We start from the raw sequence: 25,251 nt of genomic DNA on the forward strand, positions 1-25,251 counted from the left end.
TCCGCATGGAAGAAATGCCGGCCCTAAGCATTCAGGGTGACGGCGAAGTTCTGAACCTGGCGAATGCCCGAGAAGCCCCTGACCTTCGGAAACTCACCGGCGGCTTTGACGCCGGGAAAGCGCTCGGCGAGCACCGTGAGGGCTTCCTCCAGCTCAGCCCTCGCCAGCGCTTCCCCGAGACAACGATGCGCCCCTCCGCCGAAAACCGGATGCCATTTCAACTGCTCGCGGGAGATGTCGAAGCGTTCCGGCTCCGGATATAGCTTTTCATCCCTGAGGGCAGACATGGTGACCAGGGAACACGCTTTGTGGGCCGGAAGAACGTACCCGTCGAGTTGGATATCCATCGTGGTGACGCGGGGCACCGAGCCGATTGCCGGTTCGTAGCGAAGGCATTCCAGGACCGCGTTCGGCACCAGATCGCGATTTTCAACGACAGCGTTCCACTGATCTGGATGCTGGAGGAGCAGGGAGAGCTGAATGACCATCGCGGAGCGGGTCGTGTCGCTGCCGCCGACAATCAGGGTCATGATCTGGGTGATGGCTTCCTCGGCCGTCAGCGATCCCTCTTCTTCGACGTTGGACATAAACTCGCTGACGAAATCATCCGCCTTGTCACGGCTGCGCCTGGTCACGATCTCCCCGACATAGCGCCGAAGATCGCCCGCTGCCTGCTGCAATTCGGGCACGTCCTGCGCAAGCCAGGAGCCGCCCAGCAGCGGGCTGAAACGATAGACGATCTCTGAAAATTTGCTCACATCGTCTCGCGGCAGGCCGAGGATCGACGCAATTACCCTTGCCGGAATAACGGTCGCGAAATCGTCGAGCATGTCCATGCAGCCGTCGGGCGTTACGGCATCCGCAATCTCGGAAATTGTCTGCCTGATATGCGGGCGCAGCGCGGCAATCATCCTGAATGCGAATGTCTTTGCCATCGGCGACCGCCGCCGCGTGTGAGCTTCGCCATTCGAGGTCAGCATGCCGTTTGTCATGAAATCCCAGATCGGCCCGTCCTTGACGCCTCGCAGATTGATCAACTCCGTTTCGACCTGGCGCGTCTTGGCATCGCTGTAGAGGTTGAGAACATCATCGGCGCGCAGGACCAGATAGACGCCGGCTTCGGACCGGATGAATGGCAGTTCGCCTCGAAAGTGGCGATAAACCTCGTGTGGATTGCTAGCGAGGGTCTCCATCGAAAGCGTCGGGACGTCGCTGGCATCGGATCCGCTGGATGATTTGAAACTGGCCATCGAATTCCTGCGATGTTGACTTCTGGCGATATGCTTCGGCCAATGTTTGCGTCAGGCGCGCCAAAACGGTAGCAAGCCGGAACGGCTGTGCAACAGGCGATCAGGTTCACGTACCGCATCAGCGGGCGGTGAAAAAGCTCATCCCATCGTTGATCTTGCAGGTGAAACTGCGGGGAGTGCCGACCTGCGTGTAGCCGGGAAGGCTGAACACCGTCATCGTGAATTCGGCATTTTTATCCGGGTGGACCCTGTATCGCAAAAGCTGGACGATGGGCTTTCCCTCGAGATCCAGCGTCATATGCTCATCTGCAAAAGCCAGCGTTCCGTCGTCCATAATCCGGAAGGCTTCAATCTTCAGTCCGCCGCGTGTCTTGCTTGGCTTTTCATCGCCGCTGCTGGAGGTGCAACGACCGAGGTCGAGAGACACAGCGACCGATCTGCCTTTGACCAGTGCATCTTCGACGGCCGGGAGAGACATGGAGTGGGCGCCCGATGGAGCAGCACTTGCTGCCAGTGGCTGGGCAGCCAGAAGCAGTACGGCAAGGAAACGTTTCATAATCAGACCCTTAACTAGCAATAGCGAAGGTCGGCGGTGCGCTGTCGATAAAGAACGCCCGCGTCCTTCATAACAGGTGCTGCGAAACCGAATTTCGTCGCACCAGGGTCAAATTTAGCACTGCGATATAACAGATCGATGATCGTGCACTGGTTGTATGTTAGGGATTTCTGAAGCACTACCTGGCACCGGCATGGCAATCGTGCCGTTGGCGGCCGTGCAAGACAAAGCCGGCCACCCTTGATGGGTGGCCGGCGACGGGGAGGGCATAGGGCTTGTGCAGGATGCCCGACGAAAGCCTTGTTGCTTACCTCAGCCGCCCCAGGGCCTTCGGCGCTTCGGTTTCCGCGTGGATGTTGGCGGCGGCTGGGTTCCCGATCATTGCCACGTCGATGAGGCAGGCTTCCAGCAGGGGGCCTTCCTTGACGCCAGCCCGTGCACAGGCGTTCTGTGCGTTCTTCGCCGTTTTCGGGTCCAGATCCCGGGAGGAGAAGGGCGCCTTCGGGATATCGGCCATGGTCCGTTCGCCGCAGACATTCAGCATCGATTCTCCCGATTTCAGGCGCCAGCTATTGGCATAGGAACTGTAGAGCTCCTTGAAAGAGAACGGGTTTTTCAGGACTTCACCTTCCCGCGTGGCGAGCACGTTCGGGTCTTCCTTGACGTTGGCAAGCAGGCCCTGAGCCTCGACCGGCCACTGGCCGAGACCGACCTTGACGTTGATGTAGTCGGTGCCATTGCCCGGATTGATGCCGGCCTGCAGCCAGTCGCCGGTGGCACCGCGAATAAGGTAGGTGTCGCCGCTCCGGGTAACCTGCGTTCCATCGGCCAGCGAAACCGGCGTCTTTTCACTGACATTGACGGACTTTCCGTCGATGAACACGGCCTGCGGCTTGGTGCAGACGGCAACCTGCGTCTTTCCGAACCGCGCGGCGACGGCCGAGCTGACAGCGGCATTTGGCCAGTTCGGAGCACCCGATACCTGCCTGTTCTGCACGTCGAAACCGGACCCCGTCTGCAGCAGCAGGAAATCGCCGGAAGCCTGGAAATCGTAGAGGAGGCCGCTGAGCGTCGTCAGGTGGGTATCGCCGACTGCAGTCGAGGCGGCACAATTCGACGGACTGCCGCCGGCTATGCTTTCGTTGAAGGCGATTGCCGGTCCCGGTCCGGAGCTTGCCGGCGCATTCGGCCCGAAACTCAGGTTGTTGGTCTCGGCGGTAAACCCTTGTGCGACGCAGTTCGGGGGCGCAGTGCCGCCATAGGTGATCCGCGTCCTCGTCTGCAGCGATGCTCCTGCATTGAAGGTCGCCTGGCTGCCGACGCCGACAGCGCTGCCGCCATCACCGAGCACATTGAATTCGGCAATCGTCCACCCGCCGGATGCATTGACGGCGTTGTCGCCAACCCGCAAAAATGCGGTGCCACTGATGGTCATGATCACGCTGTCGCCGCTTGGCCCCGCCATACCCGTGAGCGTTACCTGTCCAAGATTGGTCACCGGCACCGCCGGGGTGGAAACAGCGCCGCTGGAGTTGCTGATGATAACGCAATAGATTTCCGCACCGGCGGCAAACTGCGTCCAGCCGACCGGGCATGTCGTGTTGTAGCTGATCAGCCAGTATTGGATGAAGGCACGGTGCGAAACATTGTTGTTTTCAAAAACGAACTGTTCCCATCCGCGGCAGTTCGGGTTCGGAGACGGCGCACAGACGCCGGTCTTGAAGAAATCGGTGTTGATCTGCAGCGTGTAGGTGTTGGGGATCATCGGCCCGGCGGCGCCGATCTGGCCGCTTTCGCTGGTGACATTGGTCAGCGTATCGAACGATCCCGAGGCGCTGGTGATAAAGCCGCCGGGTGCCTGCGCCGCGATGTCGTTGCCGTTGCCCACAGTCTGCGGCACGATGCCGGAGCGCGGTGGCATCGGTTGTTTCGGCGCCGCCACGCACTGCACTTCCTGCCAGTGGGTCGAAGGATACTTGGCCGTAAAGCAGCCCTTCTTCGGCTGCGGAACGGTGGCGATGGTAGCGCGCCAGTCTTCCTGGCGGCGAAATTGCCTTGCGGAAAGCCTCGGGATCGGCCTCGCGGCGGCCGCGGCGCTGAGGGGCCGCCTGCTTTCGGCTGCAACGCCCGACGGCGCCAGCCCCGTCAGCCCCACCAGTATCGTCAGGGCAAGTCCAAGCCCCTGCAGGCTTCTGTAGACAACAGACATCGTCATATGCACGTCTCCTTTTCAAAGAAGGTTGCAATTTTAGAGGTAAATCTGAAATGAATGCTACTATAAGTACACACTGCGCCCATTGCTCGCGTCTTGCAAGGCGTATGTTCCGCGCAGTTTTTTAAGGGAGAATCGCAAGGGATGGGCGCATCGCGCCGCAACGCGAGCCCGACGCCGGTGGAGGCGTTACCGGACCGTCGCTCTTGTTCGTCGATGCGCCACCAGATACACCGGATCCATGAGGCTGCGCAGCGACATCTTTGTATCCGCCCTGATCCGCCGGCTGTTTGGCCGGGGGGATTTTGCCGCGGTCGAACGCAAGGGGGCGGAAGCTTCGGGGGCGATCTTCATACGCCAGCGGTTTCGCGACGGGCTGGAAACACTCTTCGGCCCGGCGCCGCAAAGCCTGTTCGACGAGGATGGTTCAAACGGCCGGATGTTCGAAGTCCGCCTCGAGCGTCAGGATGCCGAGACGGTGCGTCAGATGCTCGAGCGCGAACAGAAATTCGATGCCGATCTCTGGATACTCGAACTCGAGACCGACGACATCGCCGACATCGTGCCTGTCGCAGACCAGCGGCAAAATCCGCTCTGACACCTGGGGCCTTTAGCGCGCTCCGCCGCGCGCCCGGGCCGGTAAGACGTCGTTTTCCGCCTCGGGATTGCGCGCCTTGAATTGGCTGGCGGGCCTTGCCTGGTCCGGGGTGACGCAGGTGTAGCGGTCGGCGCGGCGCCAGGTTTCGACGCGCGCCTGGCTGTCCACCGGGTCGACCGAATCCATGATCCGCCAGGCGCGGCTGATGCTGCCGGTACCCTCGCTCAGATGCGGATAGAAGCGCTCCAGCACGAAGACCCCGTCGGCGAAGTTCATGCCGAGGCTGGTCAGCGTGACCGCCAGCTGTTGGCCGGAGAGATCGAGCAGGATGCGCTCGGCAAGCCAGCGGCTCGACGACAGTGCGTCGGCCAGCGCCGTTGCAAAATTCTGGGCCTCGCGCTCGCGGGCAAAGCGCACCAGCAGCGCTTCCTGGACATCTGTCAGGCTGCGCAGGCCGAGGCGATCGGTATCGTCGTGGGAGAGGTGGCGGGCAATCTGGCGCAATTGCTGGCGCAGTGCCTCCTCGCGGGCCAGTCTTTCGGCAATCGCGCTGTCGGGTGCCTCGAGCAAGGGGATACGCTCGGTCTGTGGCGTTTCCAGCGCCTTCGTCTTGCCGCGACCGGTGTCGGCATGGCGCAGGCCGACCAGCGCATCGACGACCGCAGGCGAGAGATTGTCGCGCTTGACGATGGCCTTGGCGTGTTCCGTTCCTTGCGTGCGGGCTATGGTGATCAGCGTGTCGTCGTCGATTGTTGCGGCACCGGCGATGAACGGAGCGGCAATCGCGATCGGCTGGCAGCCGATGAACAGCGCCACGGCCGGCGGCACATGCGGGCATTGCGACAAAGCAGCGACCGCCTGTCGCTTGGCCTCGTCGCTGGAGGCGAGAAACAGCGGCATGAACAATTCGGCAAACTGCCGCAGTTCGGATTTTCCGGGATGGGGCCGTTCCTCGAAGCTGGTAACCGTCGCCATCAGGACCACATCCTTCTTGCGCTCGCCAAGCGGTCCTTCCAGGTCTCGAAACCGATCACGCACGCTACCACCCACACACAGAACAAAGAGGGGAGCCGGAGATCAGCACGCGGGGCAGCCGGGCAAACGCGCTCCGGCGAAAACGTCGCGCGGAAAACGATAGGACCCGGCGGACGCTCGCGTCCGGATCTGGCTATGCCGTGACGTTAGCGCGATCAGGGTTAATAGGCAGTGAAAACTTTAATGAAAATACGACGGAAATGTCACGAAAAGGTACGCTCGTGAAAAGCGGGGAAGCGATTGCGACAGCGAGGTTGCAGCAAGCATCCCGCCGGTTACTTTCAACAGGTCACGCGTAGGAAACGCCCTGGCGGGCACTGTGGCTGCGCAGGGCGACCAGCAGCCTGTCGCGGGTATCGTAGCCCGATTGAAACAGGTCGAGCGCGGCTGCAGCCGCAAACTGCGCCTCGGTGCTCTTCAGGTCGATGCGTTTTTCCGCATACCAGCAGTCGAGCGCGCCGCGAAGCACGTCTACATCGTCGGTTGTGAAGGCTGAGTTGAGCAGAAGCGTCATTGCACATCTCCCAAGCTGTGGGATGAAAACACTGTATGTCATGAACTGCCGGTGTTTGCAGGGCCGGCCAGTAGGGGAACCATACGCCAAACGGCCAAAGTCGCAAATAATATTTGCATGACGTTTTCGTGTCACACACGCTCGAAGCAGGGCTCGCCGGAAGGCGGGCAATGGCGCTAACAATATGAATCCATTCTATTTTAGAATTTTGCGCCTCAACCATTGGTGGTTTCTCATGCCAATCCGAAGCTCCAGTTCCAACCTGTTGGCACGGCGGCGGACCAAAACGCGGAGCAGGGCGTCCCGTGCCGTTAAGGTCTTGTTAACGATCCCCTGTCTCAATCCGCGCAAGCACACCGCGACCCGGCGTCTGTTCGAATCGCTACCGCCGCAAACCGTCCCTTCGGGCGCCCCGGCAAACCGTCAGACACGTACCGCACTGCTATTGGAAAGGCGCGAATGCCCTTCGGACATGCTCTTGCCAGCAAGACTTTTCCCGAGGGAGCGCCGGTCCGCCAAAAAGGCGGACAGGGTGAAATCGATCGCAAGTTCATCCGTCTCAAGATTGCAATGGAGACGAGACATGGCTGATATCATAAGACTGGAAGACCGACGAAACCACAAGCCGCCACCGCCGGCCCATGATGGCACGGCGGCCCGCATCCTGCTGTTTACCGGCGTACGCTACGAGCGGCTCGATCCGCCCAAGCGCCGCACGGGGCCTGGCGCCAAGCGGCCGAAAACGAAGACGAGAAAACAGGGCTGACAGGCCTTGTCCGGCTTTAGCCGATCTAGCCTGCGTCGAAGGCGTCGCATCGCGCCTTGGCGAGAAAATCACTGGCGCCCTCTTTGAAGCTCGGCTGCGGCGCCATGGTCCGCAACACCACGTAGCCCTGACCCTCTGTCATCTCCACGAGAATGGATTGCGCCAGCTCTGCGGGCAACGCCTTGCGGATCGCGGCAAGCTGCACCGGCGCTGCCACGAGCACGTCGAGCGCACCCCCGACCGAGGTCCGGTCGCTCATGCTGAAGACTTCGTTCGAAGCACTGTCGTAGATCCCCAGAGACCAGAATGGCACATGGCCCGCCGCCATCAGGTGCACCGGCATGTCGGCAAGGTCGAAGGCGCAGACGGCGGTATGCATGTAGGGATCGCCGTTCGAGAGACTGCCTGCACTGGTGGTGGGGTCCAGCACGTGAAATGCATCTTCCTCGCCGAGCGCCTCGACCCGCTGGAAGGCATCGCGATCGCTGTAGGCGGGCAGCGCCAGGATGATCACCAGATGCAGCAGGGCCGCACCGAGCACGCCGACGACGATGGCAAACAGCACCTTAAGCATGGTCGCAGCCGATCTTCTCGACCTTCGGCATCGAGAGGTCGATCAGCCCCGCGCTGCCGGCCGCCGGCGTGTCCAGCAGCGTCAGCACCAGCTTGAAATTGCCAGCCGGCGGCAGCGCCAGCCAGTTGCCGGCGGCTGCATCTTTCGAGACGACGATCGAAAAGCTGGAATCGCTGTCGCGCAGCACGTTCCAAGAGTTGATTGCGGCCGGGCGGCCGGGTTGGGCTGCCAGCTGCTTGCCGTCCGGGGCGACGGAGAACAGCGTCCAGAGCCGCGCCGGCGGCGTCTGGCCGCTGATGCGGTAGCGGCATCCGGCCGATAGCCGGTCATGTCCATCGTCGTCGCCAGCGGTGAATTCCAGCCCCTCAGCGGTGCCATAGAGCAGCCGTCCGTCGCGGGCACGGTGGGATTTGGCATAGGGGTCGGCGTCCGCGGTATGCAGCGCCGGAAAGGCCTGCCAGGCGCCAAGCCGGATCGCGCCGAAACCGGCACTGGCATCGAGCGCATAGAGCGTGAACAGGATGCCGCCGCCAAACGCAATGGCCAGCGACAGCGCGACCAGAAGAGGAACCCGAAACACAGCGGCGTCCTTGTGAGAACTCAAGCGTCAAGCTTATTCCTGATTCTGCCGGGAGGGGGAAGGGCGGGATGGTCCGTGGGCCGAGCGCGCCCCTGCCAAAGCTCCGGCGAATGTGGCACATTGCCGGAAATTTCGTTCTTGCAAAGGACACGCAATGATCCGGCTGCTGTCACCCGATGATGTAGATCTGTTTCGGTCAATTCGCCTCGAAGCCTTGCGAGCCTCGCCGGAAAGTTACGCCAGTAGTGTCGAGGATTGGCAGGACCTTCCAGATCAGGAATGGCGCCGCCGTCTGGTGGACAATGATGTCTTCATCGCAGTCGAAAACGACCTGCCGGTTGGAATCATGGCGCTTGCCCGGCAGGGCACCGCCAAGAAGGCGCACCGCGCCATGGTCCAGATGGTCTATCTGCGCGAGAATGCGCGCGGCAGGGGGCTTGCGGAAGCGCTTCTGGAAACACTGGTGGAATTTGCCCGTGGGCAAGGCGTTCGCCAGCTGGAGCTCGCGGTAAGTGCCGAAAATGATGTCGCGATCCGTTTTTACCGTCGCAGGGACTTTACGGAGATCGGGCGAATACCCTGCGCATTGTTGCACCAGGGCAGGGAGATCGACCAAATTCTCATGGCCAGACGGATCGTCGCCCTGGAAGACTGAAGGCGGGAATCGATTCGCCGGTATTGAGCCTCACCCGGACGGCAACCCGCGAGCTGTCTCGAACGCCTCTGCGCCGGGGCTTCCCGGATGCCGACGCGAAATACCGGTTTCGCTTATCAACACACGCGGGAGATTTACGAAACGGTTCGCAAAATCGAGGATTGCAACACCGGCAGCGGCTTTTCTGCATGGGTTGAACCGCGTAATTTCCGGTCAATGGCAACTAACGACCCGTCAGATAGCAGACTATTCCAGACGCTTGGGCGCTCCACATATTGCAGTGCACTATGAGCCCATCTCCGGGCTCGGTCGATCAGGCAAAAAGGAAAAGCCATGCAAAAGCTCCTCTCCGCTCTAGCCCTATCAACCGCAATCCTTCTCGGGCAGTCGGCTGCCCGGGCCGCTCCCGCCGACGATGCGATCGCCGGTTGGACCTCGCTTGGAACCTATGTCTTCGGCACCAGCGCCGTGGCCGGCACGGGCGAAACTGCCATCACCAACAAGGCGCAACTGGATGGCAAGTTCAACTATTTCCAGAACAATGCGGCAGAAGTAACGATCGGCTCGGAGGTCCAGCGCTATACCGCTGGCAACGCCCAGACCCACGTCTTTGCCAGCGACCGGCTTAACCTGACCGGCGTGCTTGGCGGCGGCGACGCCTCCTATTCCGGCGGCTTCACCAATGTCTTCGGCCAGATCAGCGGCTCGATCAACGTCAATAGTCCGATCGACCCCGCACAGTTCGGCTTTGCCAGCGGCACCAAGATCGAGGTCGGCAACATGATCGTGCTGCAGTCGCGCGGCATCTACAGGGTCGACTCGATAGGCACCGATGGGAAGATCACGCTTCTTGCCATGTTCAACTCCAACACCACCAATCCCGTCACCAACGCGCTTGCCGTCCTGACGCCGTTCTATGCCCTGAAACTCGCCCAGCCGACCGCCACCAATGCCGCCGGCACGGCCACCACCATGGTGTTCGATACCATTCCCGCCTCCATGCCGACAGGAATGGCCGTCGGTTATGTCAAGGACAACGCCTTCCAGCGAAACGACGACTACCGGGCTGTCACCGTCGACAAGACCACCAAGACGGTGACCACGCAGAAAAAATTCGTGTTCATCAGCCAGCCCTCGACCTATCAGAACCCGGCCGGCCAGCTGATGATCTTCGTGCCGCCGATCCGCTCTGCGCAAATCATCACCAAAGACACCTTCGACCTCAAGAATGGCGACTATGCCTTCGATGCAAACGTCAACTACCCTGAGGCCGTTGCCAGCCGCCAGGTCAACACGATTGCCGAACTGAACGCCTTGCCCGCCAACCAGCCTAACGGTTTCTGGGGTGCTGCATGGCTCTACGGCAAAAACACCACCGCCTCGACAACGAGCTCCGACGAGATCGACAGCGAGAGCTGGTTCGACTTCTACAAGGGGCCCGACATCTTCTCGGCCTTCACCCACGGCGAGACCGTGACCCAGGGCTTCCAGCTCAACAACGACGAATGGGCGCCTGCAACCGCGGATGTCGGCGCCGGCTATCTCAAGCGCCTCACCGGCCCGCTGGTCGGCGATATCAGGCTGACGAAAGTCGTGCGCACCAGCGTCGGCAAGGTCGACACCTACGTCAACGGCACACTGGTGGATACGAAGAACTACACCTGGACCAATGCCAATCCTGCAGAGTTCATCGTCAACCTCGCCATCGGCTCGATCAGCGGCAGCTACTCCGCCAACGTCCTGTTCCCGCTGAAGGCCTCCAACCTCAACAACATGAAGCTGGGTGTCAAGCGGCTGGCGTTTTACAAGAAGTAATCAGCTTTTGCTGAATGAAGGACTGCGGCCCTCTGGCCGCAGTCAGCTGAGGTTAAATGAGCCATTGATGAAATCCAGCGGCTTCCTGCTGCTGACTCACACCCGGCGACATGTGGCACCGACTGTCAGCAGCAGCGGTGAATGATCCGAGACTTCCGGCTCTGAGACAACCTCGAAAGCTTCTACGCCGACGGTATCGTTGACCAGCATATAGTCGGCGTAGCGTTCCCGCTTGGCGTAGAATGACGTTCTGGTGCCCCTAAAGCCCCGGCCGGTGACAAGGTCGGTGAGGCCTATATTCCTGAGAACATCGAATGTCTTGCTTTCAGGCAGCAAATTGAAATCGCCGCACGCCACGACAGGCTCTCCCGGTCGCGCAGTCGACATGATCAGCAACGCAAACCTATTGGCCTGCAGATGCCTTTCGGGAGTGTCGTGCTTGCCGCTCAATTCGCGCAAGCCATGCATCTGTGCAATGGTAATGCATTGCTGCAATTCCACATCGAACAGCCGAACGGCGTGCGCAGTCCGCGACCGCGGATGCAGTCCGTATCCGTCAGACGAATAATCTCCGTGAACGAAGCCCTGTGTCTGGCCAATGATGGGAATGGTGGCGCGAACGAATGTCGCTAGACCCCATTGCGACTTATATGGCTGCTCGCCATCAAACAGATCGCCCTCAGCGGCCGGGCAGAAGATCGACGTGTGATGGGGCAGGGCCACCGCAACGTCAGCCAGAAAATTGGCTCTTTGCGGTAGGGCGGTACCTTGGTCGCGGTAGGTGAGCCAACGCTGACCTGTACCCGGTGTCTTGACCACTTCCTGCAGGCAGAGAACATCGGGGTCGACTGCAGCCACGTAGGCAACGAGGCGCTCATAGAGGCGCCCGCCCCAGCCGTTCAGACACAGCACGCGCACATCTGCCTCCCGTACTCCAATGCATCAATCTCAAACGTGAAACCGGCGATGTGTCTAGTAATCCTTCACGACAACTGCTGGAACTGCTCTCAAAGCCCCATACTCGCCACCCGCTGTCCCTTCAGCGGTGGTGCGGTCTTCAACTGCTCCTCCAGATCCCGCAGCACCTTGGTCGATTCGGCCGACAGCGAGCGGGGCCGGACGGGTGGGGGTTCGGCGCTGGCGGCGGCGTCCGTGGCGGCTTTGCGGGCGGCTGTTGTCATCGGTTTCTGGGCCGGGAACGGGTCGGCGATGCCGGGGATGGCTTTGAGCGCGATGCCCTGGTGGGCGTAGTCCATGATCTTCTTGAAGGTCATCGCCGGCAGGGTGCCGCCGGTCATGTTGTTGGTCGAGGTGTAGTCGTCGTTGCCGAACCAGACGGCGCAGGTGTAGTTGCCGGAAAAGCCGATAAACCAGGCGTCGCGGTAGGCCTGCGTCGTGCCGGTCTTGCCGCCGACGACGATGCCGCGGTCAAGGGCTGCCTTGCGACCGGTGCCGATGACAGGGATCTGCGTCAGCATCTGGGTCATCGAGGCATTCGCCTGCTCCGACAGCACCCGCTTTGCCGCAGGTTCGTCGCGATTGAAATCATAGAGGATCTTGCCGTCGTAGCCGACAATCTCGCTGACGCCGTGGCGCCGCGATTGCAGCCCGTCCGAGGGAAAGACGGCATAGGCCGTCGCTTGGTCGAGCACGGTGACCTCGGAGGTGCCGATCGGAATGGTCTTGTCGTTGCGAACCGGGCTCTCGACGCCCATCCGCTTGGCCATCTCGCGGATCGGCTGGATGCCGAAATGCTCCTTGGCAAGCCGCACCGGGATGGTGTTGATCGACTTGGCGATGGCCTCGGTCAGCGTTACCCGCCCTTCATAGCGGTTCTCGTAGTTGTGCGGGCTCCAGTTGCCCCAGGAGATCGGCGCATCGACGATGGTTGTGGCCGGCGTCATGCCGTTCTCCATGGCGACTGCGTAGGTATAGATCTTGAAGGACGAGCCCGGCTGGCGCAGCGCCTTGGTGGCGCGGTTGAACTGGCTTTCGCCATAGTCCCGGCCGCCGACCATGGCCCTGACGGCGCCGCCGGTTTCGATCAGTACGGAAGCGCCCTGCTTGGCGTTGTAGTGCTCGCCATATTCAAGCAGGCTGGAGCCGATAGAATCCTCGGTTGCCTTCTGCAGGCTCATGTCGATGGTGGTGCGAACGATCAGCGAGCGCTCGGCAAAGCGTGCCGACAGCCGCTGCACCTCGTCGAACGCCCAGTCGAGGAAGAAATCCGGCGACACGACTTCGGCCCTGTCGACCACTGAGGCCGGGTTGCGGCGCGCGGCCACCACCTGGCCCTCGGTCATGAAGCCCGATTGCACGAGGTTCGACAGCACGTCGTTGGCACGGGCGCGTGCCGCCGGCAGGTTGACGCTGGGCGCATATTTGGTCGGCGCCTTGAACAGGCCAGCGAGCATCGCCGCCTCCGCCAGGTTGACGTCCGAGATATTCTTGCCGAAATAATATTGCGCCGCCGCCGCCGCCCCGAAGGTGCCGCCGCCCATATAGGTGCGGTCGAGATAGAGCGAGAGGATTTCCTTCTTCGACAGGTTGGCCTCCAGCCAGATCGCCAGAAACGCCTCCTTGATCTTGCGTTCGATGGATCTTTCGTTGGAAAGAAACAGGTTTTTGGCCAGCTGCTGTGTCAGCGTCGAGCCGCCCTGGACGACGCCGCCGGCTTGCGCATTGACGGTCAGCGCCCGGAACAGGCCGAATACGTCGATGCCGAAATGATCGAAGAAGCGCCGGTCCTCGGTCGCCAGTACCGCCTTGACGAAGTAATCCGGCAGCTCGTCGACCGGTACGGAGTTCTCATGGATGATGCCGCGGTGGCCGATGACATTGCCGTAGCGGTCCTCGAAGGTGACGGCGAAATTACCGCGGTTGCGCCAGTCGCCGACCGTCGATTCGAAGGCCGGCATGGCAAGCGCCAGCATCACCACCGAGGCCGCGACACCGAGCGTCATGCCTTCGCCGAGCAGCTCGAACAGGATCCGCTTCCAGCCATGCATGCGGAAGCGGCGGAAGAAGATGGTGATGTCTTCCCAGATTTCGGCGGCGCGAAAGCCGGCATTCCAGACGGTGGAATCGATCAGCGAATCCAGCCGCAGCAGCAGGAAGCGTTTTCGGCGCGGCCTCTTCGGCGAAGGCCCTTCGGGCTCGATCGGCTCCTGCATGCGTGATTTCCCGTATGATCTTCGAGCCTTCCGCCGAATGCGGCAGGCTCAGCCTTCCCCGGCAACCCGATATCCCCTATATCCGCCACAGGTTGAACAATTGGTTGCTTTCCGGCAAATCACAAAACAAAGCGGCGCGGCTTTCCTGAAACGGCCGGCGCGCAGGGATAGCAAGAGCATGGACGAAACCCCCTTCTGGCAGCGCAAGACCCTTGCCGACATGAGCCCGGGCGAGTGGGAGAGCATCTGCGACGGTTGCGGCCTCTGTTGTCTCAACAAGATCGAGGAGTGGGACAGTGGCGACATCTATTTCACCGATGTCCGCTGCAAGCTGATGGACAGCGACAGCTGCCGCTGCACCAGCTATCCCAACCGCTGGGATTTCGTACCCGACTGCGTCCAGCTGACACTCGAGAATGTCTCGGAAATCCAGTGGCTTCCACCCACCTGCGGCTACCGGCTGATCAACGAGAAGCGCGATCTCTACTGGTGGCACCCCCTCGTCTCCGGCGACCCCGAGACCGTCCACGCCGCCGGCATCTCGGCCAGGGGCCGCACCTTCAGCGAAGAAGACGTACCGGTCGACGACTACGAGGACCACGTGGTGGACTGGCCGCTGACGGTTGGCGACATGCCAAGGGATGGCGACGGCGATGCGGAAGAAGACGAGCGCCAGCGGATCACGGAAATAGGGAAATAATCCTCTATAGGCTAGTTTAGGTGTGATATCTGGCGATATAGGAAAATAGTCCTTGACGGCGTAACGGTTGTTTGTTAGTTTTAGGTATAGTCGGAGAGGTGCGGGCAAAAAGATCCCCAGCCTGATCCCTCACCCTTGTGGAGGGAGATGTCAGCGTCGCTGACAGGGAGCCTACCGAGACCGCTGCATGATCCCCTCTGCCCTGTCGGGCATTTCCCCCACAAGGGGGGAGATCGGCTGGGGCCGTATTGCCTGCATCCCTGGTAATTAGATGCCGCACATTCTGACACCTCATGGTCTGCCGCCAAAAGCGGGGACGTTGGTGAGGGAACGGCCAAGGCGACGCCAGCCTGATCTCCCCCGCTTGTGGGGGAGATGTCAGCGTAGCTGACAGAGGGGGGGCACCGTGATTTCTGGGGGTATAGGCAGGTTGTAAACGGCTGCCCTCGCGGGTATATAGAAATGATGTGTTTCTATAGGAGCTAGCGATGTCCTCCACAATCTCGGCGAATGTCGATGGCAAAACAGCCACGAAATTAAAGATGGTGGCTTCGATGGAAAACAGGTCCGTATCGAACGCGGTTTCCAGCGCAATTACTGTTTTCGTTGGGCTTCCCAAGGGCGTTCGCGATTTGCTGCTCGAGTTGAACGCACAGAACGACCAGGACACTATCATCAGGCTCGGCCGCGAAATGATGGCTGCGGCCGCAAGGGTCCGTCTTGAGAAGGCGACCTCCGATCTCGCATCCGAGCACCGTTTCGGAGGGCCTGAAGATGCGTCCAGCGAGATCGACATGTTGGAGGATGCCACGTCCCTTACCCGAGCTGTAGCGCACCGGAAGTAAGGCATGGATCGTCCGGTCCGGGTGGTGCTCGATGTCAATGTCTTCGTCGCCAACATAATGGCGCACGACCGTGGTCATGTGGGAACTGCAACACAGACCCTGGTGTCGATGGTGAGCAACCAGAAATGGGGCGTGGCCGACAGGGCTCAGCTGGTCATCTCGTTCGAGATGATCGAAACCCTTGAGACGGTTCTCCGCCGGCTGCAATTTTCGAACGACCGCATTGATGCCTATACCGGCTCTATTGTCGATATCATGAAATATGGGCCGGATGGGCTTGATCCCTATCTTATCTTGGGCGGAGAAGAGCGCTTCGCCATGTCCGACGTCGAGGATGCAGGCGTGTTGGCGACGGCCTTCGGGTCCGAAGCCGACATTCTTGTCACGGATAATTTGAAAGATTTCGCTTCCAACGATGCGTCTGTCGTCGACACTCAAGTGGTGAACACGACGTCTTCTGGCAAGCGAACCCTCCAGGCTCTCAGATACGAGATCAGCAGCGCGGATCTCATTATCGCGCACCCGTTCGATGTCATGCAGTGGATACGCCTGGGCTATGATTTTACGCCCGGCACCCTCTGGAACACTATCCAGAAGCTGGGATATGCGCCTGGCCTGTGAGTAATTCCGCAACCACCGAACCTCCCGCATGACCCCCTCTGCCCTGTCGGGCATCTCCCCCCACAGGGCGGAGATCGGGTGTGGCGGCCTGACTGTGCTAATAGCATTCTGACAAATTCCATGTCCCGCCCGCTGACGCTCTCGTGTCCGGCGCGCCGAACCGTGAGAGTTGCCATGCATGAATTCGAGGGTTTCGATCCCGGTCTGTTCGGGTACTGGCCGAACGCGCCGGCCTATCGCGGCAGCGATTGCGGCTGGAGCGCGGAGCAATGCAGCAGGCAGGCGGAAGCCTGCCTGCTGGAAATCAAATCCGGCAGTGCCGAGGATGTCCTTCGGACGTTGCTCAACGAGATGACGGTCGAGATGCGGGCCGAGTTCGACTACTTCAAGGGACTACGCTCTGCGGCGGAAAAGTCCGGCCAGGCCTTTGCCGAGGGGGCCGGCGACGAGGCTGCGGCAAAGCTTGCCCGTGCCGATGTCAAGCTGTCGGTCGATGCGATGTCGCTGATCGTCCGGACGCTGGAAAAGATCGATGGCCTGCAGCGCCAGATGGCGCGCGACCGGGAAACGGAGATCGAGCGCCATGCCGATGGGCCCGGATATGTGGAAAACAAGCGCCGGCTGCTGGCGATCATCGAGCAACGTGCCGAGGATCGGGCGCGGGCAATCGTTGCGAAACGCGATCTTCAGCGGGCTGCCCCCGGTCTGGACCCCGCCGCCACCGCCACCGGGCCGCCGCAAGGGGATCCGCCGGCTGCTGAAGCTGATGCGGTATTTTGACGACGTGTTGAAGACCCACAGTACGGAAATGGCGCAACTCAGGTGCACTAGCCGCGCCGCTGCGATTTCGGCGGACAACCGGGCCTTCAGGCAGACCAAACCTTCGCCGGCAAGTGTGACGGCGGTGTCCGAGCAACTCTCAGGCGTCACTGCGTCTGGGCTTGCTTCAGGCCAATCGGCTGGTGCCGGTCCGGCACTGGCGGCGAGGGGAGGCCGTATGGCGGGCAATACCGATTGCGATGCCGTCCTCGATGCGCTTGCGGCGGAATATCTCGCCGTCAAGGATTGGGAGATCGCCGGTCGCGATCATCAAAAGCCGCCGCCCGGGCGCTGGCGCAGCTGGTTGCTGCTCGGCGGTCGCGGCTCCGGCAAGACAAGGGCGGGTGCCGAATGGGTGCATGGGCTCGCCAGCGCCGGAGACCGATCCGATCTTCGTATTGCGCTGGTCGCCGAAACGCTTGGCGATGCCCGCGAGGTGATGATCGACGGCGTGTCCGGAATTTGCCGCATCGCCCGGCTGAAGCGGCCGGATTTCGAGATCTCCCGCCGCCGGCTAGTCTGGCCGAATGGTGCGGTGGCCCAGATATTCTCCTCCGAAGATCCGGAAAGCCTGCGCGGGCCGCAGTTTCATTTCGCATGGTGCGACGAGCTGGCCAAATGGAAGCATGGCCAGGAAACCTTTGACATGCTGCAGTTCGGGCTTCGCCTCGGCGAACATCCGCAGCAGCTGGTCACCACGACGCCGCGCCCCGCGCCCTTGCTCAAAAACTTGCTGGCCGATGACGGCACGGTCGTCACGCGTCTGTCGACGCTGTCCAATGCGGGCAACCTGTCGCCGGGTTTCATCTCGGCGCTTGCCGCCCGCTACGGCGGCACGCGGCTCGGGCGCCAGGAGCTGGATGGAGAACTGATAGAGGACCGCGAGGATGGTCTCTGGAAGCGCGACACGATTGCGGCGCTGGTGCAAAAACTGACTGGCCCGCTTCGGCGCATCGTCGTTGCCGTCGACCCACCGGCCTCGGCCGGGCCGAATGCCTGCTGCGGCATCGTCGTCGCAGGCCTCGAGGCCTCGGGAAGGGCGGTGGTACTGGCCGATTGCTCGGTGGAAGGCGCAAGTCCTGCCACATGGGCGGGGGCTGTCGTCAGGGCCTTCCGGCGTTTCGATGCTGACCGTATCGTTGCCGAGATCAACCAGGGCGGCGACATGGTGACGGCCATGCTGCGCAGCATCGACATCAACTTGCCGGTAACGACGGTACGTGCCACGCGCGGCAAATTTCTGCGGGCCGAGCCGGTGGCAGCCCTCTACGAACAAGGCCGCGTGGCTCACGCCGGGCGTTTCACGGCGCTGGAAGACCAGATGTGCGATTTCGGACCGGATGGATTGTCGCTCGGCCGGTCGCCCGACCGGCTCGATGCGCTGGTCTGGGCGTTGACGGCGCTGATGCTGGAAGGTGGCGGCGAGCCCCGTGTCCGCGGCATCTGAAAGCGTGGATAATGACGGGCAGCGCCGGGCTGCCCGCGGTCTCAGGCCTGGGCGGTATGGGTCGCCGGCTTCGGAGCCGTCTCGCGGCTCTGCATCTGGCGCCATTCGCTTTCATGGCGCTCGAAAACATGCTGTGGAACGGTTTTGGTGCTTTGGTCGGGCTTTGACATCGGAACCTCGCTGGACGTTGACTGGGCAGATAACGACTTTGTGACATCATAGTTCCACAGCTTAAAGCGGTTGTAAATCAGGGGTTTAAACATGTTAAACGATTGAATTTTTTTAAACCGATTGAAGTTGTGGAGATCATGCAATCCCCGGTCACGTTGCCGGATCAAAGCCTCGTCGGCATCGATGTCCGCTGTCCGAGTTCAATCCAGGATGCTTGCGGCCGCGGCCAATATACGCGTGGAGGGTTGTGTCGCTGAGCTATGAATCGCCTCACAAAGAAAGGACACGCAGCGCTCTCCGGAGCGCATTCGCGACGTGACGACCTCCGGTGCACAAGTCGATTCCGCTGCATAGACAATGGAGAGACAGATGAGCCTGAACCGCGACTTCTTCTTCGACCAGCTGCGCGAAAAACTCTATCCAAACGGCCTGAACATGGCGCAGGTCGAGGGCCACGAGGCCGTCCTCGATGCCTGGGAAAAGGACCACGCCAAAAGCGACGACCGGTGGCTCGCCTATATCCTGGCGACCGCCTACCACGAATCCGCCTTCACGATGCAGCCGGTCCGAGAGACGCTCGCCAACCCCGACGAGCAGGCGGCCGCCCGGCTGGAGGCGGCCTGGGATGCAGGCAAGCTCTCCTGGGTGAAGACGCCGTACTGGCGCAAGGATGCCGATGGGAAATACTGGTTCGGCCGTGGACTGGTGCAGATCACCTTCAAGGCGAATTACCGGAAGCTCGGGGATGCCATCGGCGTGGATCTGGTCGCCGATCCCGATCTTGCGCTGGATCTGGACGTGGCCGTCCAGATCATCTTCTACGGCATGCTGAACGGCAGCTTCACCGGCCGCAAGCTGGCGGACTATTTTAACAAGACCAAGAGCGACTGGGTCAACGCCCGCCGGATCGTCAATGGCCTCGACCGCGCCGACACGATTGCCGGCTACGGCAAGATCTACTACGCAGCGCTCAGCTACACGGTTTAGAGGCAACCGGCCTCAGTCGGGCAGGAACCTGCGGACGAGGTCGCGTGCGACACGCTTGGGCTTGCGGGTGGCCGCATCGACGCAGCACCAGGAACTGATGACTTCTGCGGATACATCCTTGCCGCGCTTGAAGATAGTCTTGAACGACGCCCGCGAACCACGGGTCTCGGTCGCCGTCACCAGCGCCTCGACATTGTCGTCGAGGAAAAGCGGCGCACGGTAGGTTATGTCGTGCTTGAGCGCGACCCAGAGCAGGCCTGCCCGGGCCTCGATCGGAGCGACATGCTTCCAGTAGCTGACGATCGTCTCCTGCACCCACTGCAGATAGACGGCGTTGTTGACATGACCCATCTGGTCGATGTCGCCCGGCGATATCGTGATGCGGTGCTCGAACGTGGGTGTCGGGTGATGCGGCATGTCCTACAATTGGGAGCAGCGGGAGGGCTATTCAATACCGGGATGAGGGGAAGCTCAGATCCAGCCGGTCTTTTTGAAGCGCATGTAGAGCCCGCCGCAGAGAACGACGATTACGCCGAGCACGACATAATAGCCGTATTCGGTCTTCAGTTCGGGCATGTTTTCGAAATTCATGCCGTAGATGCCCGCAATCGCGGTCGGCACGGCAAGGATAGCCGCCCAGGCCGCCAGCTGCCGGGTAATCACCCCCTGGCGCTGCTGCTCGAGCAGGTTACTGGCCTCGAAAACGGAGGTGATGACGTCCCGGAGCCCGGCAACCATCGATTCCACCCGGTGGACATGGTCGAGCACGTCGCGGAAATAGGGCTTGGCCTCATAGTCGAGACAGGGCAGGTCGAGATGGACGAGCTTGCCGCACAGTTCCGACATCGGCCCGAGGACGCGCTGGAACAGGATGACCTGGCGGCGCAGCTGGAACAGGCGGGTGATCTGGGTTCGCTCGAGGAAGGATTCGAGCATGCGGCTTTCCATGCCGAGCACATGGTCCTCGATCGTCTGGACGACCGGCAGGTAGCCGTCGACGATAAAATCGATGATCGCATGCAGCACGTAGTCCGTGCCGTGGGCCAGCAGCTGCGGCGATTCCTCGAGCTGGCCGCGCAGCTGGCTGTGGCCCCGGTCCGATCCGTGCCGGACCGTAATGATATGGCGCTTGCCGACGAAGATCGCCGTCTCGCCATAGTCGATGTCGTCGCCGGTGAGGTGGGCGGTCTTTGCCAGCACGAAAAGCTGGTCGCCGTAGATATCGAGCTTGGGGACCTGCTTGGCATTCAGCGCATCCTCGACGGCCAGGCGGTGCAGCCCGAACGAGCGCTGCAGCACCTGCAGTTCGTCGAGGGTCGGATCATGCAGCCCGATCCAGACGAATTCGTTCTCCGCCACCGGCGCAACCGCCGCCGCAATCGGCACCTTCTCGGCCCGCACTCCATCGCGATACAGAAAGGAAGCAACAACACTCATGCAAAAGGACCCCGTCTCGGCCCCATGCAACACCCGCATGAACGCCATCTACCGCCGCTATCTAGGCACCCCGCCGCGCGATGTAAGGGCGGGTGCGAATTTTTGCGTGGTGCAAATCGCATCCGTTGAAAGTTGACAATCGTCTGTGGGTTTCAATGTATGAATCGGTCTTGCAACTGTCACGAAACTGTCAAGCAGCGCGGCTAGCGTCGGGCTCAGTCAAGAGATCGGAGACAGCCATGACATTGAAATTTCTATCCGCCGTGCTCGTAGCCGGAGTTGCAAGCCTTTGCGCCATCGGCACTGCCGGAGCCGCCGACCAGCCGCACAATGTCATCTTGTTTGTTGCCGACGGTCTCCGCAGCCCCATTGTCGACGACACCACGGCGCCCAACATGGCAGCGCTCGCCCGTAACGGCGTCTATCTGCGCAACAGCCACTCGCTGTTTCCGACCTTTACCACGGCCAATGCCTCCGCATTGGCAACCGGCCATATGCTTGGCGATACGGGCGATTTCTCGAACACCATCTACACCGGCTTCCAGGTTCCCGGCGCCGGCAAGAGCCTGACGCCGTTTCTCGAAAGCGATCCGGTGCTCGGCGATGTCGACGAGCATTTCTCCGGCAACTACCTGAACGAGGCGACTATCCTGCAGCTGGCCCGCGACAAGGGGTTCGGCACCGCCTCGATCGGCAAGCTCGGTCCCGCACTGATTTTCGACCACACCGAGCGTACCGGCGAAAAGACTATCCTGATCGACGATGCTACCGGCACCGAGAAGGGCATCCCGCTGTCTGCCGAAACGCAGGATCGCCTGAAGGCAGCCGGACTGCCACTGGCAGCGCCCAGCCGTGGGCCCAACAGCAAGTCGGGCGATTTCCAGACGGCCGGGACGAAATCGGCCAACACCATCCAGCAGGATTATTTCGCTGCCGCCACCACCCGCGCCGTGCTGCCCGAGCTTGCCGACAAGCATAAGCCCTTCGTCATGGTCTTTTGGTCCCGCGATCCGGATGGCAGCCAGCATAACCAGGGCGACAGCCTCGGCAAGCTGGTGCCTGGCATCAACGGCCCGACCTCCATGGCGGCCATCCGCAATGCCGACGACGATCTCGGCCGCCTGCGCGCTGCCCTGCAGGAACAGGGACTGGCCGACAGCACCGACATTGTCGTCACCGCCGACCATGGTTTCTCGACGATTTCGAAGCAAAGCCAGACCAGCGCTGCCGGTAAGGCGAGCTACTCCGACGTCACCCCCGGCCTTTTGCCCGTCGGCTTCCTTTCGCTCGACCTTGCAAAGGCGCTGAGCCTGCCGCTGATCGATCCGGACCAGGATTACAAGGCTATCGACGCCGGCCAGCACCCGAAGAGCGGCAACGGCCTGATCGGCGGGGACAAGGACCACCCGAAGGTGGTGGTGGCTGCCAACGGCGGATCTGACCTGATTTACCTGCCGGACGGCGACAAGGCGATGGCAAAGAACGTCGTCGATGCGCTCCTGAAGCAGGATTACGTCAGCGGCATCTTCGTCGCCAAATCGCTCGGTGCCTTCCCCGGTACGCTGTCGCTCGACGATATCGCGCTGGAAGGCACGGCGGTGACGCCGATGCCGGCCATCGCCGTCAACTTCCGCTCGTTCTCGACGATCTGCGGCCAGCCGGAGCGCTGCACCGCCGAGGTCGCCGACAGCGGGCTGCAGCAGGGCCAGGGCATGCACGGATCCTTCAGCCGCGCCGACACCTGGAACTTCCAGGCGATGATCGGCCCTGACTTCAAGTCCGGCTTCGTCGACGCCGCGCCGACCAGCAACGCCGACGTCGGCAAGACCATCGCCCGCATCCTCGACCTCAAGACCGAAGACAAGGGCAAGCTCGTCGGCCGCGTCATCACCGAAGCGATGAAGGACGGCACCATGCCCGAGGTCGCCACGAAGATGCTGGTGTCGCAACCGGCCGAAAACGGTCTGAAGACTATCATCGACATGCAGATGGTCGGCGACGTCAGATATTTCGACGCTGCCGGCTTCCCAGGCCGCACTGTCGGCCTCACCGTATCGGACGGCACATCGATGAACTGAGGCAGGCCGAGCGAGGTTCAAGACGGCGCGATCTCGGTGCCCTTGGGAAAAGATCCCTGCCGAGATCGCATTGGACCTTGCCGCTTGATGGACTGAGCCCGGGGCAGCATGCCCCGGTTGAACGCCGGCGGCACGCATGCTAACCGCTGCGACAGACAATGTCCTCGAGGAGTGCCACGCGTGATCCGTCATATCGTCTTCTTCAACGTCGCCGATCGGGCCAATCTGGAGGCGGTCCGGACAGGCCTGTCGATCCTCACCGAAATTCCTCACGCCCGGCTGCTGGAGATCGGCACCAACGTCAAGACCGACCAGCTCGGCACCGACGTCGACCTCGTCGTCTACGGCGAATTCGACGACGAGGCAGCCCTGGCCGCCTACAAGGCCCATCCGAACTACCAGATCTCGATTGAGCGTGTCCGGCCGCTGCGCGAGATGCGGATTGCCGCGGACTACGACAGCGAGACGGCGGTGCGGGAGACGCTGTAGGGGGCGGGGAGGTTGGCTGGAGGATTTCGATCGGCCGGGTTTGCGGAAAGCGGCGGTCGCTTGAGGGCGCGCGACAGGGATGTCCATTGCTACTGTAATGGCCTACGCCCTTTAAAGCTGCGGTATCTGGGAGCAGCACGTGAGTTTTCAAATGAATACCAAATCTAAACTGTGCCTCGCTCTTGTCCTTTCACTGGTGCTGCTGGTTGCCCGCGCAGAAGCCAGGCCGGCTATGCTGAAACAATCAACGATTGACGGCGTCATGCATGCGATCATAGCACGCTGGAATTTGCCGTCTGATTTGGCGATTCGCGGGCTACGCGCCGAAGTTCGGGTCAACCTGAACACGCGTGGTGAAATCAGCGGCAAACCCGCGCCACATATAACCGGTGGTACCGCCGCTCAGCAGCAAAGATTTGCAGAATTGGTCACTCGAACGATTTTGCAAGCCGCACCGTTTACCGGGTTGCCATTGGACAAGTACAAGTCGTGGAAGACACTGATCGTCAGGTTCGAAGCACAAGCATTTTGAGGACACGTCGCGTTTTCGGGACAGCGTGAACAGACGTTCAAAGCGTGGGGCAGATATCCTCCCAGGCGGGGGAGACATCAGCGTATATGCCAGCGAATTCTAACTTTGCGCAGAGCCCCCTCTGCCCTTTCGGGCATCTCCCCCACAAGAGGAGATCCGTCGAGCCTGCTCTGCCAGCCCCACAGGCTTAAGGCGACTTAATCGCAACTCAAAAGGACATCCCGATGAAACTCCCGTTCACCCTGCCGTGGCGTTCCACGGCGGGCCGCAGGGCTGTGGCCGAGCACAAGGCAAGCGGCTCGATGATGACGTTGACGTCCGAGGGTCGGGCGCACTGGACGGGGCGGTCCTATGGGGCGCTGGCGCGTGAGGGGTTCATGAAGAACCCTGTGGCGCATCGTTCGGTGCGGCTGGTGGCCGAGGCGGCGGCATCTGTCTCCTGGCTGCTCTACGAGGGTGACCGGGAAGTTGGCGAGCATCCGTTGCTGTCACTGATGCGACAGCCGAACGGGCGCAAGGCGGGCCCGGATTTCTTCGAAGCGCTGCACGGCCATTTGCTTCTGTCGGGCAATGCCTATGTCGAGCCGCTCATAGTCGGCGGCGCGTTGCGCGAGCTGCACCTGCTGCGGCCGGATCGTGTCGCCATCGTCGAGGGCCGCGATGGCTGGCCGGAAGCCTATGAATACCGCGTTGGCGGCCTCGTGCGCCGCTTTGCTGCCGAGAGCGATGGCCTGACGCTGCTGCACCTGAAACTGTTTCATCCGCTCGACGACCATCTTGGCTTTCCGCCGCTGGCAGCTGCCCAGGTGGCGCTCGATCTGCACAATGCCTCCTCCACCTGGAACAAGGCGCTGCTCGACAATTCGGCGCGGCCATCGGGGGCGCTCGTCTACCAGCCGAAGGAGGGCGGCAACCTGTCGCCGGACCAGTACGAACGGCTGAAACAGGAACTCGACGAAGGCTATTCCGGGCCGATGCGGGCCGGCCGGCCGCTGCTTCTCGAAGGCGGGCTGGACTGGAAGTCGATGGGCCTGTCGCCGAAGGACATGGATTTCGTCGAGGCCCGCAATGGCGCTGCCCGTGATATCGCGCTGGCTTTCGGGGTGCCGCCGATGTTGCTCGGCATCCCCGGCGACAACACCTATGCCAACTACCAGGAGGCCAATCGCGCCTTCTACCGGTTGACCGTCCTGCCGCTGCTAACCCGCACCGCCTCGGCGCTCTCCCTGTGGTTTGCCACGGCTTATGGCGAAGGCCTGCGGCTGGAGCCGGATCTCGACAAGATCGCCGGCCTTGCCGCCGAACGCAGCGAATTATGGGCCCGTGTCGGCCAGGCGGATTTCCTGACAGACGCCGAAAAGCGCCAGGCGGTGGGTTATTGAGGTGGCGCCCGAAAT

26 protein-coding genes are annotated in these 25,251 nt (G+C 61.6%); 14 read left to right on the top strand and 12 right to left on the bottom strand.

Features of this window, described 5'->3' with window-relative positions:
• Positions 1 to 23 precede the first annotated feature (23 nt).
• The 3 genes from J5289_RS07535 to J5289_RS07545 form a co-directional block, all read right to left on the bottom strand.
• A complete protein-coding gene (locus tag J5289_RS07535) occupies positions 24 to 1,250 on the bottom strand; it encodes a cytochrome P450 (RefSeq protein WP_209206611.1) in 1,227 nt (408 codons plus the stop codon).
• Between the two features lie 118 nt (positions 1,251 to 1,368).
• Positions 1,369 to 1,806, bottom strand: a complete 438-nt coding sequence (locus tag J5289_RS07540) for a VirK family protein (RefSeq protein WP_209183225.1) — start codon at positions 1,804 to 1,806, stop codon at positions 1,369 to 1,371.
• A 307-nt stretch (positions 1,807 to 2,113) separates the two neighbouring features.
• Positions 2,114 to 4,021 (bottom strand): hypothetical protein, encoded by a 1,908-nt coding sequence (locus J5289_RS07545; protein WP_209183226.1) that lies wholly within the window; start codon positions 4,019 to 4,021, stop codon positions 2,114 to 2,116.
• Positions 4,022 to 4,259: 238 nt separating this feature from the next.
• Here J5289_RS07545 and J5289_RS07550 point away from each other — a divergent pair, with 238 nt between their 5' ends.
• A complete protein-coding gene (locus tag J5289_RS07550; RefSeq protein WP_142824370.1) occupies positions 4,260 to 4,616 on the top strand; it encodes a DUF1491 family protein in 357 nt (118 codons plus the stop codon).
• A 12-nt stretch (positions 4,617 to 4,628) separates the two neighbouring features.
• On the opposite strand, the gene J5289_RS07555 is transcribed toward J5289_RS07550, so the two are convergent.
• Entirely contained in the window at positions 4,629 to 5,654 is a 1,026-nt protein-coding gene (locus J5289_RS07555) for a DUF2336 domain-containing protein (RefSeq protein ID WP_209187365.1), read from the bottom strand.
• A gap of 286 nt (positions 5,655 to 5,940) precedes the next feature.
• The gene (locus tag J5289_RS07560) at positions 5,941 to 6,165 is read right to left on the bottom strand and encodes a hypothetical protein (RefSeq protein ID WP_142824371.1); all 225 of its coding nucleotides are present in this window, start codon (positions 6,163 to 6,165) and stop codon (positions 5,941 to 5,943) included.
• Positions 6,166 to 6,748: 583 nt separating this feature from the next.
• Here J5289_RS07560 and J5289_RS07565 point away from each other — a divergent pair.
• Complete coding sequence (locus J5289_RS07565; RefSeq protein WP_209183228.1) at positions 6,749 to 6,931, top strand: hypothetical protein; 183 nt, start codon at positions 6,749 to 6,751, stop codon at positions 6,929 to 6,931.
• A 25-nt stretch (positions 6,932 to 6,956) separates the two neighbouring features.
• Here J5289_RS07565 and J5289_RS07570 read toward each other — a convergent pair whose 3' ends face one another.
• Both J5289_RS07570 and J5289_RS07575 read right to left on the bottom strand, forming a co-directional pair.
• Positions 6,957 to 7,505, bottom strand: a complete 549-nt coding sequence (locus tag J5289_RS07570) for a DUF1254 domain-containing protein (protein ID WP_209187366.1) — start codon at positions 7,503 to 7,505, stop codon at positions 6,957 to 6,959.
• Positions 7,498 to 8,085, bottom strand: coding sequence for a DUF1214 domain-containing protein (locus J5289_RS07575; protein ID WP_209183230.1), 588 nt, complete (start codon positions 8,083 to 8,085; stop codon positions 7,498 to 7,500). Before J5289_RS07575 ends, J5289_RS07570 begins: the two co-directional genes overlap by 8 nt.
• Positions 8,086 to 8,239: 154 nt before the next feature.
• Between J5289_RS07575 and J5289_RS07580 the strand changes: the two genes are divergently transcribed.
• Together J5289_RS07580 and J5289_RS07585 are read left to right on the top strand one after the other, a co-directional pair.
• Positions 8,240 to 8,740, top strand: a complete 501-nt coding sequence (locus J5289_RS07580) for a GNAT family N-acetyltransferase (protein ID WP_209183231.1) — start codon at positions 8,240 to 8,242, stop codon at positions 8,738 to 8,740.
• Positions 8,741 to 9,073: 333 nt separating this feature from the next.
• Positions 9,074 to 10,555: a hypothetical protein gene (locus J5289_RS07585; protein ID WP_209183232.1), complete on the top strand. Its 1,482-nt coding sequence runs from the start codon at positions 9,074 to 9,076 to the stop codon at positions 10,553 to 10,555.
• A gap of 96 nt (positions 10,556 to 10,651) precedes the next feature.
• Here the strand turns inward: J5289_RS07585 and J5289_RS07590 are convergent, their stop codons facing one another.
• Together J5289_RS07590 and J5289_RS07595 are read right to left on the bottom strand one after the other, a co-directional pair.
• Positions 10,652 to 11,473: an endonuclease/exonuclease/phosphatase family protein gene (locus tag J5289_RS07590; protein WP_209183233.1), complete on the bottom strand. Its 822-nt coding sequence runs from the start codon at positions 11,471 to 11,473 to the stop codon at positions 10,652 to 10,654.
• Between the two features lie 89 nt (positions 11,474 to 11,562).
• The gene (locus J5289_RS07595) at positions 11,563 to 13,728 is read right to left on the bottom strand and encodes a transglycosylase domain-containing protein (RefSeq protein WP_209183234.1); all 2,166 of its coding nucleotides are present in this window, start codon (positions 13,726 to 13,728) and stop codon (positions 11,563 to 11,565) included.
• 178 nt (positions 13,729 to 13,906) lie between these two features.
• On the opposite strand from J5289_RS07595, the gene J5289_RS07600 reads away from it, so the two are divergent.
• From J5289_RS07600 to J5289_RS07620, 5 genes are all read left to right on the top strand, one after another.
• The gene (locus tag J5289_RS07600) at positions 13,907 to 14,428 is read left to right on the top strand and encodes a YcgN family cysteine cluster protein (protein WP_209183235.1); all 522 of its coding nucleotides are present in this window, start codon (positions 13,907 to 13,909) and stop codon (positions 14,426 to 14,428) included.
• Between the two features lie 488 nt (positions 14,429 to 14,916).
• The gene (locus J5289_RS07605; protein WP_209183236.1) at positions 14,917 to 15,273 is read left to right on the top strand and encodes a hypothetical protein; all 357 of its coding nucleotides are present in this window, start codon (positions 14,917 to 14,919) and stop codon (positions 15,271 to 15,273) included.
• Positions 15,274 to 15,276: 3 nt separating this feature from the next.
• Positions 15,277 to 15,894 carry a PIN domain-containing protein gene (locus J5289_RS07610; RefSeq protein WP_209206610.1) on the top strand — a complete coding sequence of 206 codons (618 nt, stop codon included), beginning with the start codon at positions 15,277 to 15,279 and terminating at the stop codon, positions 15,892 to 15,894.
• Between the two features lie 174 nt (positions 15,895 to 16,068).
• Positions 16,069 to 16,674 carry a hypothetical protein gene (locus J5289_RS07615; RefSeq protein ID WP_209187367.1) on the top strand — a complete coding sequence of 202 codons (606 nt, stop codon included), beginning with the start codon at positions 16,069 to 16,071 and terminating at the stop codon, positions 16,672 to 16,674.
• Positions 16,675 to 16,891: 217 nt separating this feature from the next.
• Positions 16,892 to 18,160, top strand: a complete 1,269-nt coding sequence (locus J5289_RS07620; RefSeq protein WP_209183239.1) for a DNA-packaging protein — start codon at positions 16,892 to 16,894, stop codon at positions 18,158 to 18,160.
• A 41-nt stretch (positions 18,161 to 18,201) separates the two neighbouring features.
• Here J5289_RS07620 and J5289_RS29175 read toward each other — a convergent pair whose 3' ends face one another.
• Positions 18,202 to 18,330: a hypothetical protein gene (locus J5289_RS29175; RefSeq protein ID WP_257623367.1), complete on the bottom strand. Its 129-nt coding sequence runs from the start codon at positions 18,328 to 18,330 to the stop codon at positions 18,202 to 18,204.
• Positions 18,331 to 18,700: 370 nt separating this feature from the next.
• On the opposite strand from J5289_RS29175, the gene J5289_RS07625 reads away from it, so the two are divergent.
• A complete protein-coding gene (locus J5289_RS07625) occupies positions 18,701 to 19,318 on the top strand; it encodes a glycoside hydrolase family 19 protein (protein WP_209206604.1) in 618 nt (205 codons plus the stop codon).
• Positions 19,319 to 19,330: 12 nt separating this feature from the next.
• On the opposite strand, the gene J5289_RS07630 is transcribed toward J5289_RS07625, so the two are convergent.
• Together J5289_RS07630 and J5289_RS07635 are read right to left on the bottom strand one after the other, a co-directional pair.
• Complete coding sequence (locus tag J5289_RS07630) at positions 19,331 to 19,735, bottom strand: thioesterase family protein (RefSeq protein ID WP_142824383.1); 405 nt, start codon at positions 19,733 to 19,735, stop codon at positions 19,331 to 19,333.
• 54 nt (positions 19,736 to 19,789) lie between these two features.
• Positions 19,790 to 20,755: a magnesium and cobalt transport protein CorA gene (locus tag J5289_RS07635; protein ID WP_209183241.1), complete on the bottom strand. Its 966-nt coding sequence runs from the start codon at positions 20,753 to 20,755 to the stop codon at positions 19,790 to 19,792.
• 239 nt (positions 20,756 to 20,994) lie between these two features.
• Between J5289_RS07635 and J5289_RS07640 the strand changes: the two genes are divergently transcribed.
• The 4 genes from J5289_RS07640 (at position 20,995) to J5289_RS07655 (ending at position 25,236) form a co-directional block, all read left to right on the top strand.
• A complete protein-coding gene (locus J5289_RS07640; protein ID WP_209206603.1) occupies positions 20,995 to 22,833 on the top strand; it encodes an alkaline phosphatase family protein in 1,839 nt (612 codons plus the stop codon).
• Positions 22,834 to 23,013: 180 nt separating this feature from the next.
• Positions 23,014 to 23,322: a Dabb family protein gene (locus tag J5289_RS07645; protein ID WP_209183243.1), complete on the top strand. Its 309-nt coding sequence runs from the start codon at positions 23,014 to 23,016 to the stop codon at positions 23,320 to 23,322.
• A 139-nt stretch (positions 23,323 to 23,461) separates the two neighbouring features.
• Positions 23,462 to 23,854, top strand: a complete 393-nt coding sequence (locus J5289_RS07650) for a hypothetical protein (RefSeq protein ID WP_142824387.1) — start codon at positions 23,462 to 23,464, stop codon at positions 23,852 to 23,854.
• Positions 23,855 to 24,078: 224 nt separating this feature from the next.
• Positions 24,079 to 25,236 (top strand): phage portal protein, encoded by a 1,158-nt coding sequence (locus tag J5289_RS07655; protein ID WP_142824388.1) that lies wholly within the window; start codon positions 24,079 to 24,081, stop codon positions 25,234 to 25,236.
• Positions 25,237 to 25,251: the final 15 nt, after the last annotated feature.

The organism is Rhizobium sp. B230/85 (assembly GCF_019355735.1).
In the GTDB taxonomy this organism is placed as follows: Bacteria; Pseudomonadota; Alphaproteobacteria; order Rhizobiales; family Rhizobiaceae; genus Rhizobium; species Rhizobium rhododendri.

Coding starts and splice junctions, on each gene's coding strand:
- J5289_RS07535 (WP_209206611.1), bottom strand. CDS start 1,250: ATGGCCAGTTTCAAATCATCCAGCGGATCCGATGCCAGCGACGTCCCG.
- J5289_RS07540 (WP_209183225.1), bottom strand. CDS start 1,806: ATGAAACGTTTCCTTGCCGTACTGCTTCTGGCTGCCCAGCCACTGGCA.
- J5289_RS07545 (WP_209183226.1), bottom strand. CDS start 4,021: ATGACGATGTCTGTTGTCTACAGAAGCCTGCAGGGGCTTGGACTTGCC.
- J5289_RS07550 (WP_142824370.1), top strand. CDS start 4,260: ATGAGGCTGCGCAGCGACATCTTTGTATCCGCCCTGATCCGCCGGCTG.
- J5289_RS07560 (WP_142824371.1), bottom strand. CDS start 6,165: ATGACGCTTCTGCTCAACTCAGCCTTCACAACCGACGATGTAGACGTG.
- J5289_RS07565 (WP_209183228.1), top strand. CDS start 6,749: ATGGCTGATATCATAAGACTGGAAGACCGACGAAACCACAAGCCGCCA.
- J5289_RS07570 (WP_209187366.1), bottom strand. CDS start 7,505: ATGCTTAAGGTGCTGTTTGCCATCGTCGTCGGCGTGCTCGGTGCGGCC.
- J5289_RS07580 (WP_209183231.1), top strand. CDS start 8,240: ATGATCCGGCTGCTGTCACCCGATGATGTAGATCTGTTTCGGTCAATT.
- J5289_RS07585 (WP_209183232.1), top strand. CDS start 9,074: ATGCAAAAGCTCCTCTCCGCTCTAGCCCTATCAACCGCAATCCTTCTC.
- J5289_RS07595 (WP_209183234.1), bottom strand. CDS start 13,728: ATGCAGGAGCCGATCGAGCCCGAAGGGCCTTCGCCGAAGAGGCCGCGC.
- J5289_RS07600 (WP_209183235.1), top strand. CDS start 13,907: ATGGACGAAACCCCCTTCTGGCAGCGCAAGACCCTTGCCGACATGAGC.
- J5289_RS07605 (WP_209183236.1), top strand. CDS start 14,917: ATGTCCTCCACAATCTCGGCGAATGTCGATGGCAAAACAGCCACGAAA.
- J5289_RS07610 (WP_209206610.1), top strand. CDS start 15,277: ATGGATCGTCCGGTCCGGGTGGTGCTCGATGTCAATGTCTTCGTCGCC.
- J5289_RS07615 (WP_209187367.1), top strand. CDS start 16,069: ATGCATGAATTCGAGGGTTTCGATCCCGGTCTGTTCGGGTACTGGCCG.
- J5289_RS07620 (WP_209183239.1), top strand. CDS start 16,892: ATGGCGGGCAATACCGATTGCGATGCCGTCCTCGATGCGCTTGCGGCG.
- J5289_RS29175 (WP_257623367.1), bottom strand. CDS start 18,330: ATGTCAAAGCCCGACCAAAGCACCAAAACCGTTCCACAGCATGTTTTC.
- J5289_RS07625 (WP_209206604.1), top strand. CDS start 18,701: ATGAGCCTGAACCGCGACTTCTTCTTCGACCAGCTGCGCGAAAAACTC.
- J5289_RS07630 (WP_142824383.1), bottom strand. CDS start 19,735: ATGCCGCATCACCCGACACCCACGTTCGAGCACCGCATCACGATATCG.
- J5289_RS07635 (WP_209183241.1), bottom strand. CDS start 20,755: ATGAGTGTTGTTGCTTCCTTTCTGTATCGCGATGGAGTGCGGGCCGAG.
- J5289_RS07640 (WP_209206603.1), top strand. CDS start 20,995: ATGACATTGAAATTTCTATCCGCCGTGCTCGTAGCCGGAGTTGCAAGC.
- J5289_RS07655 (WP_142824388.1), top strand. CDS start 24,079: ATGAAACTCCCGTTCACCCTGCCGTGGCGTTCCACGGCGGGCCGCAGG.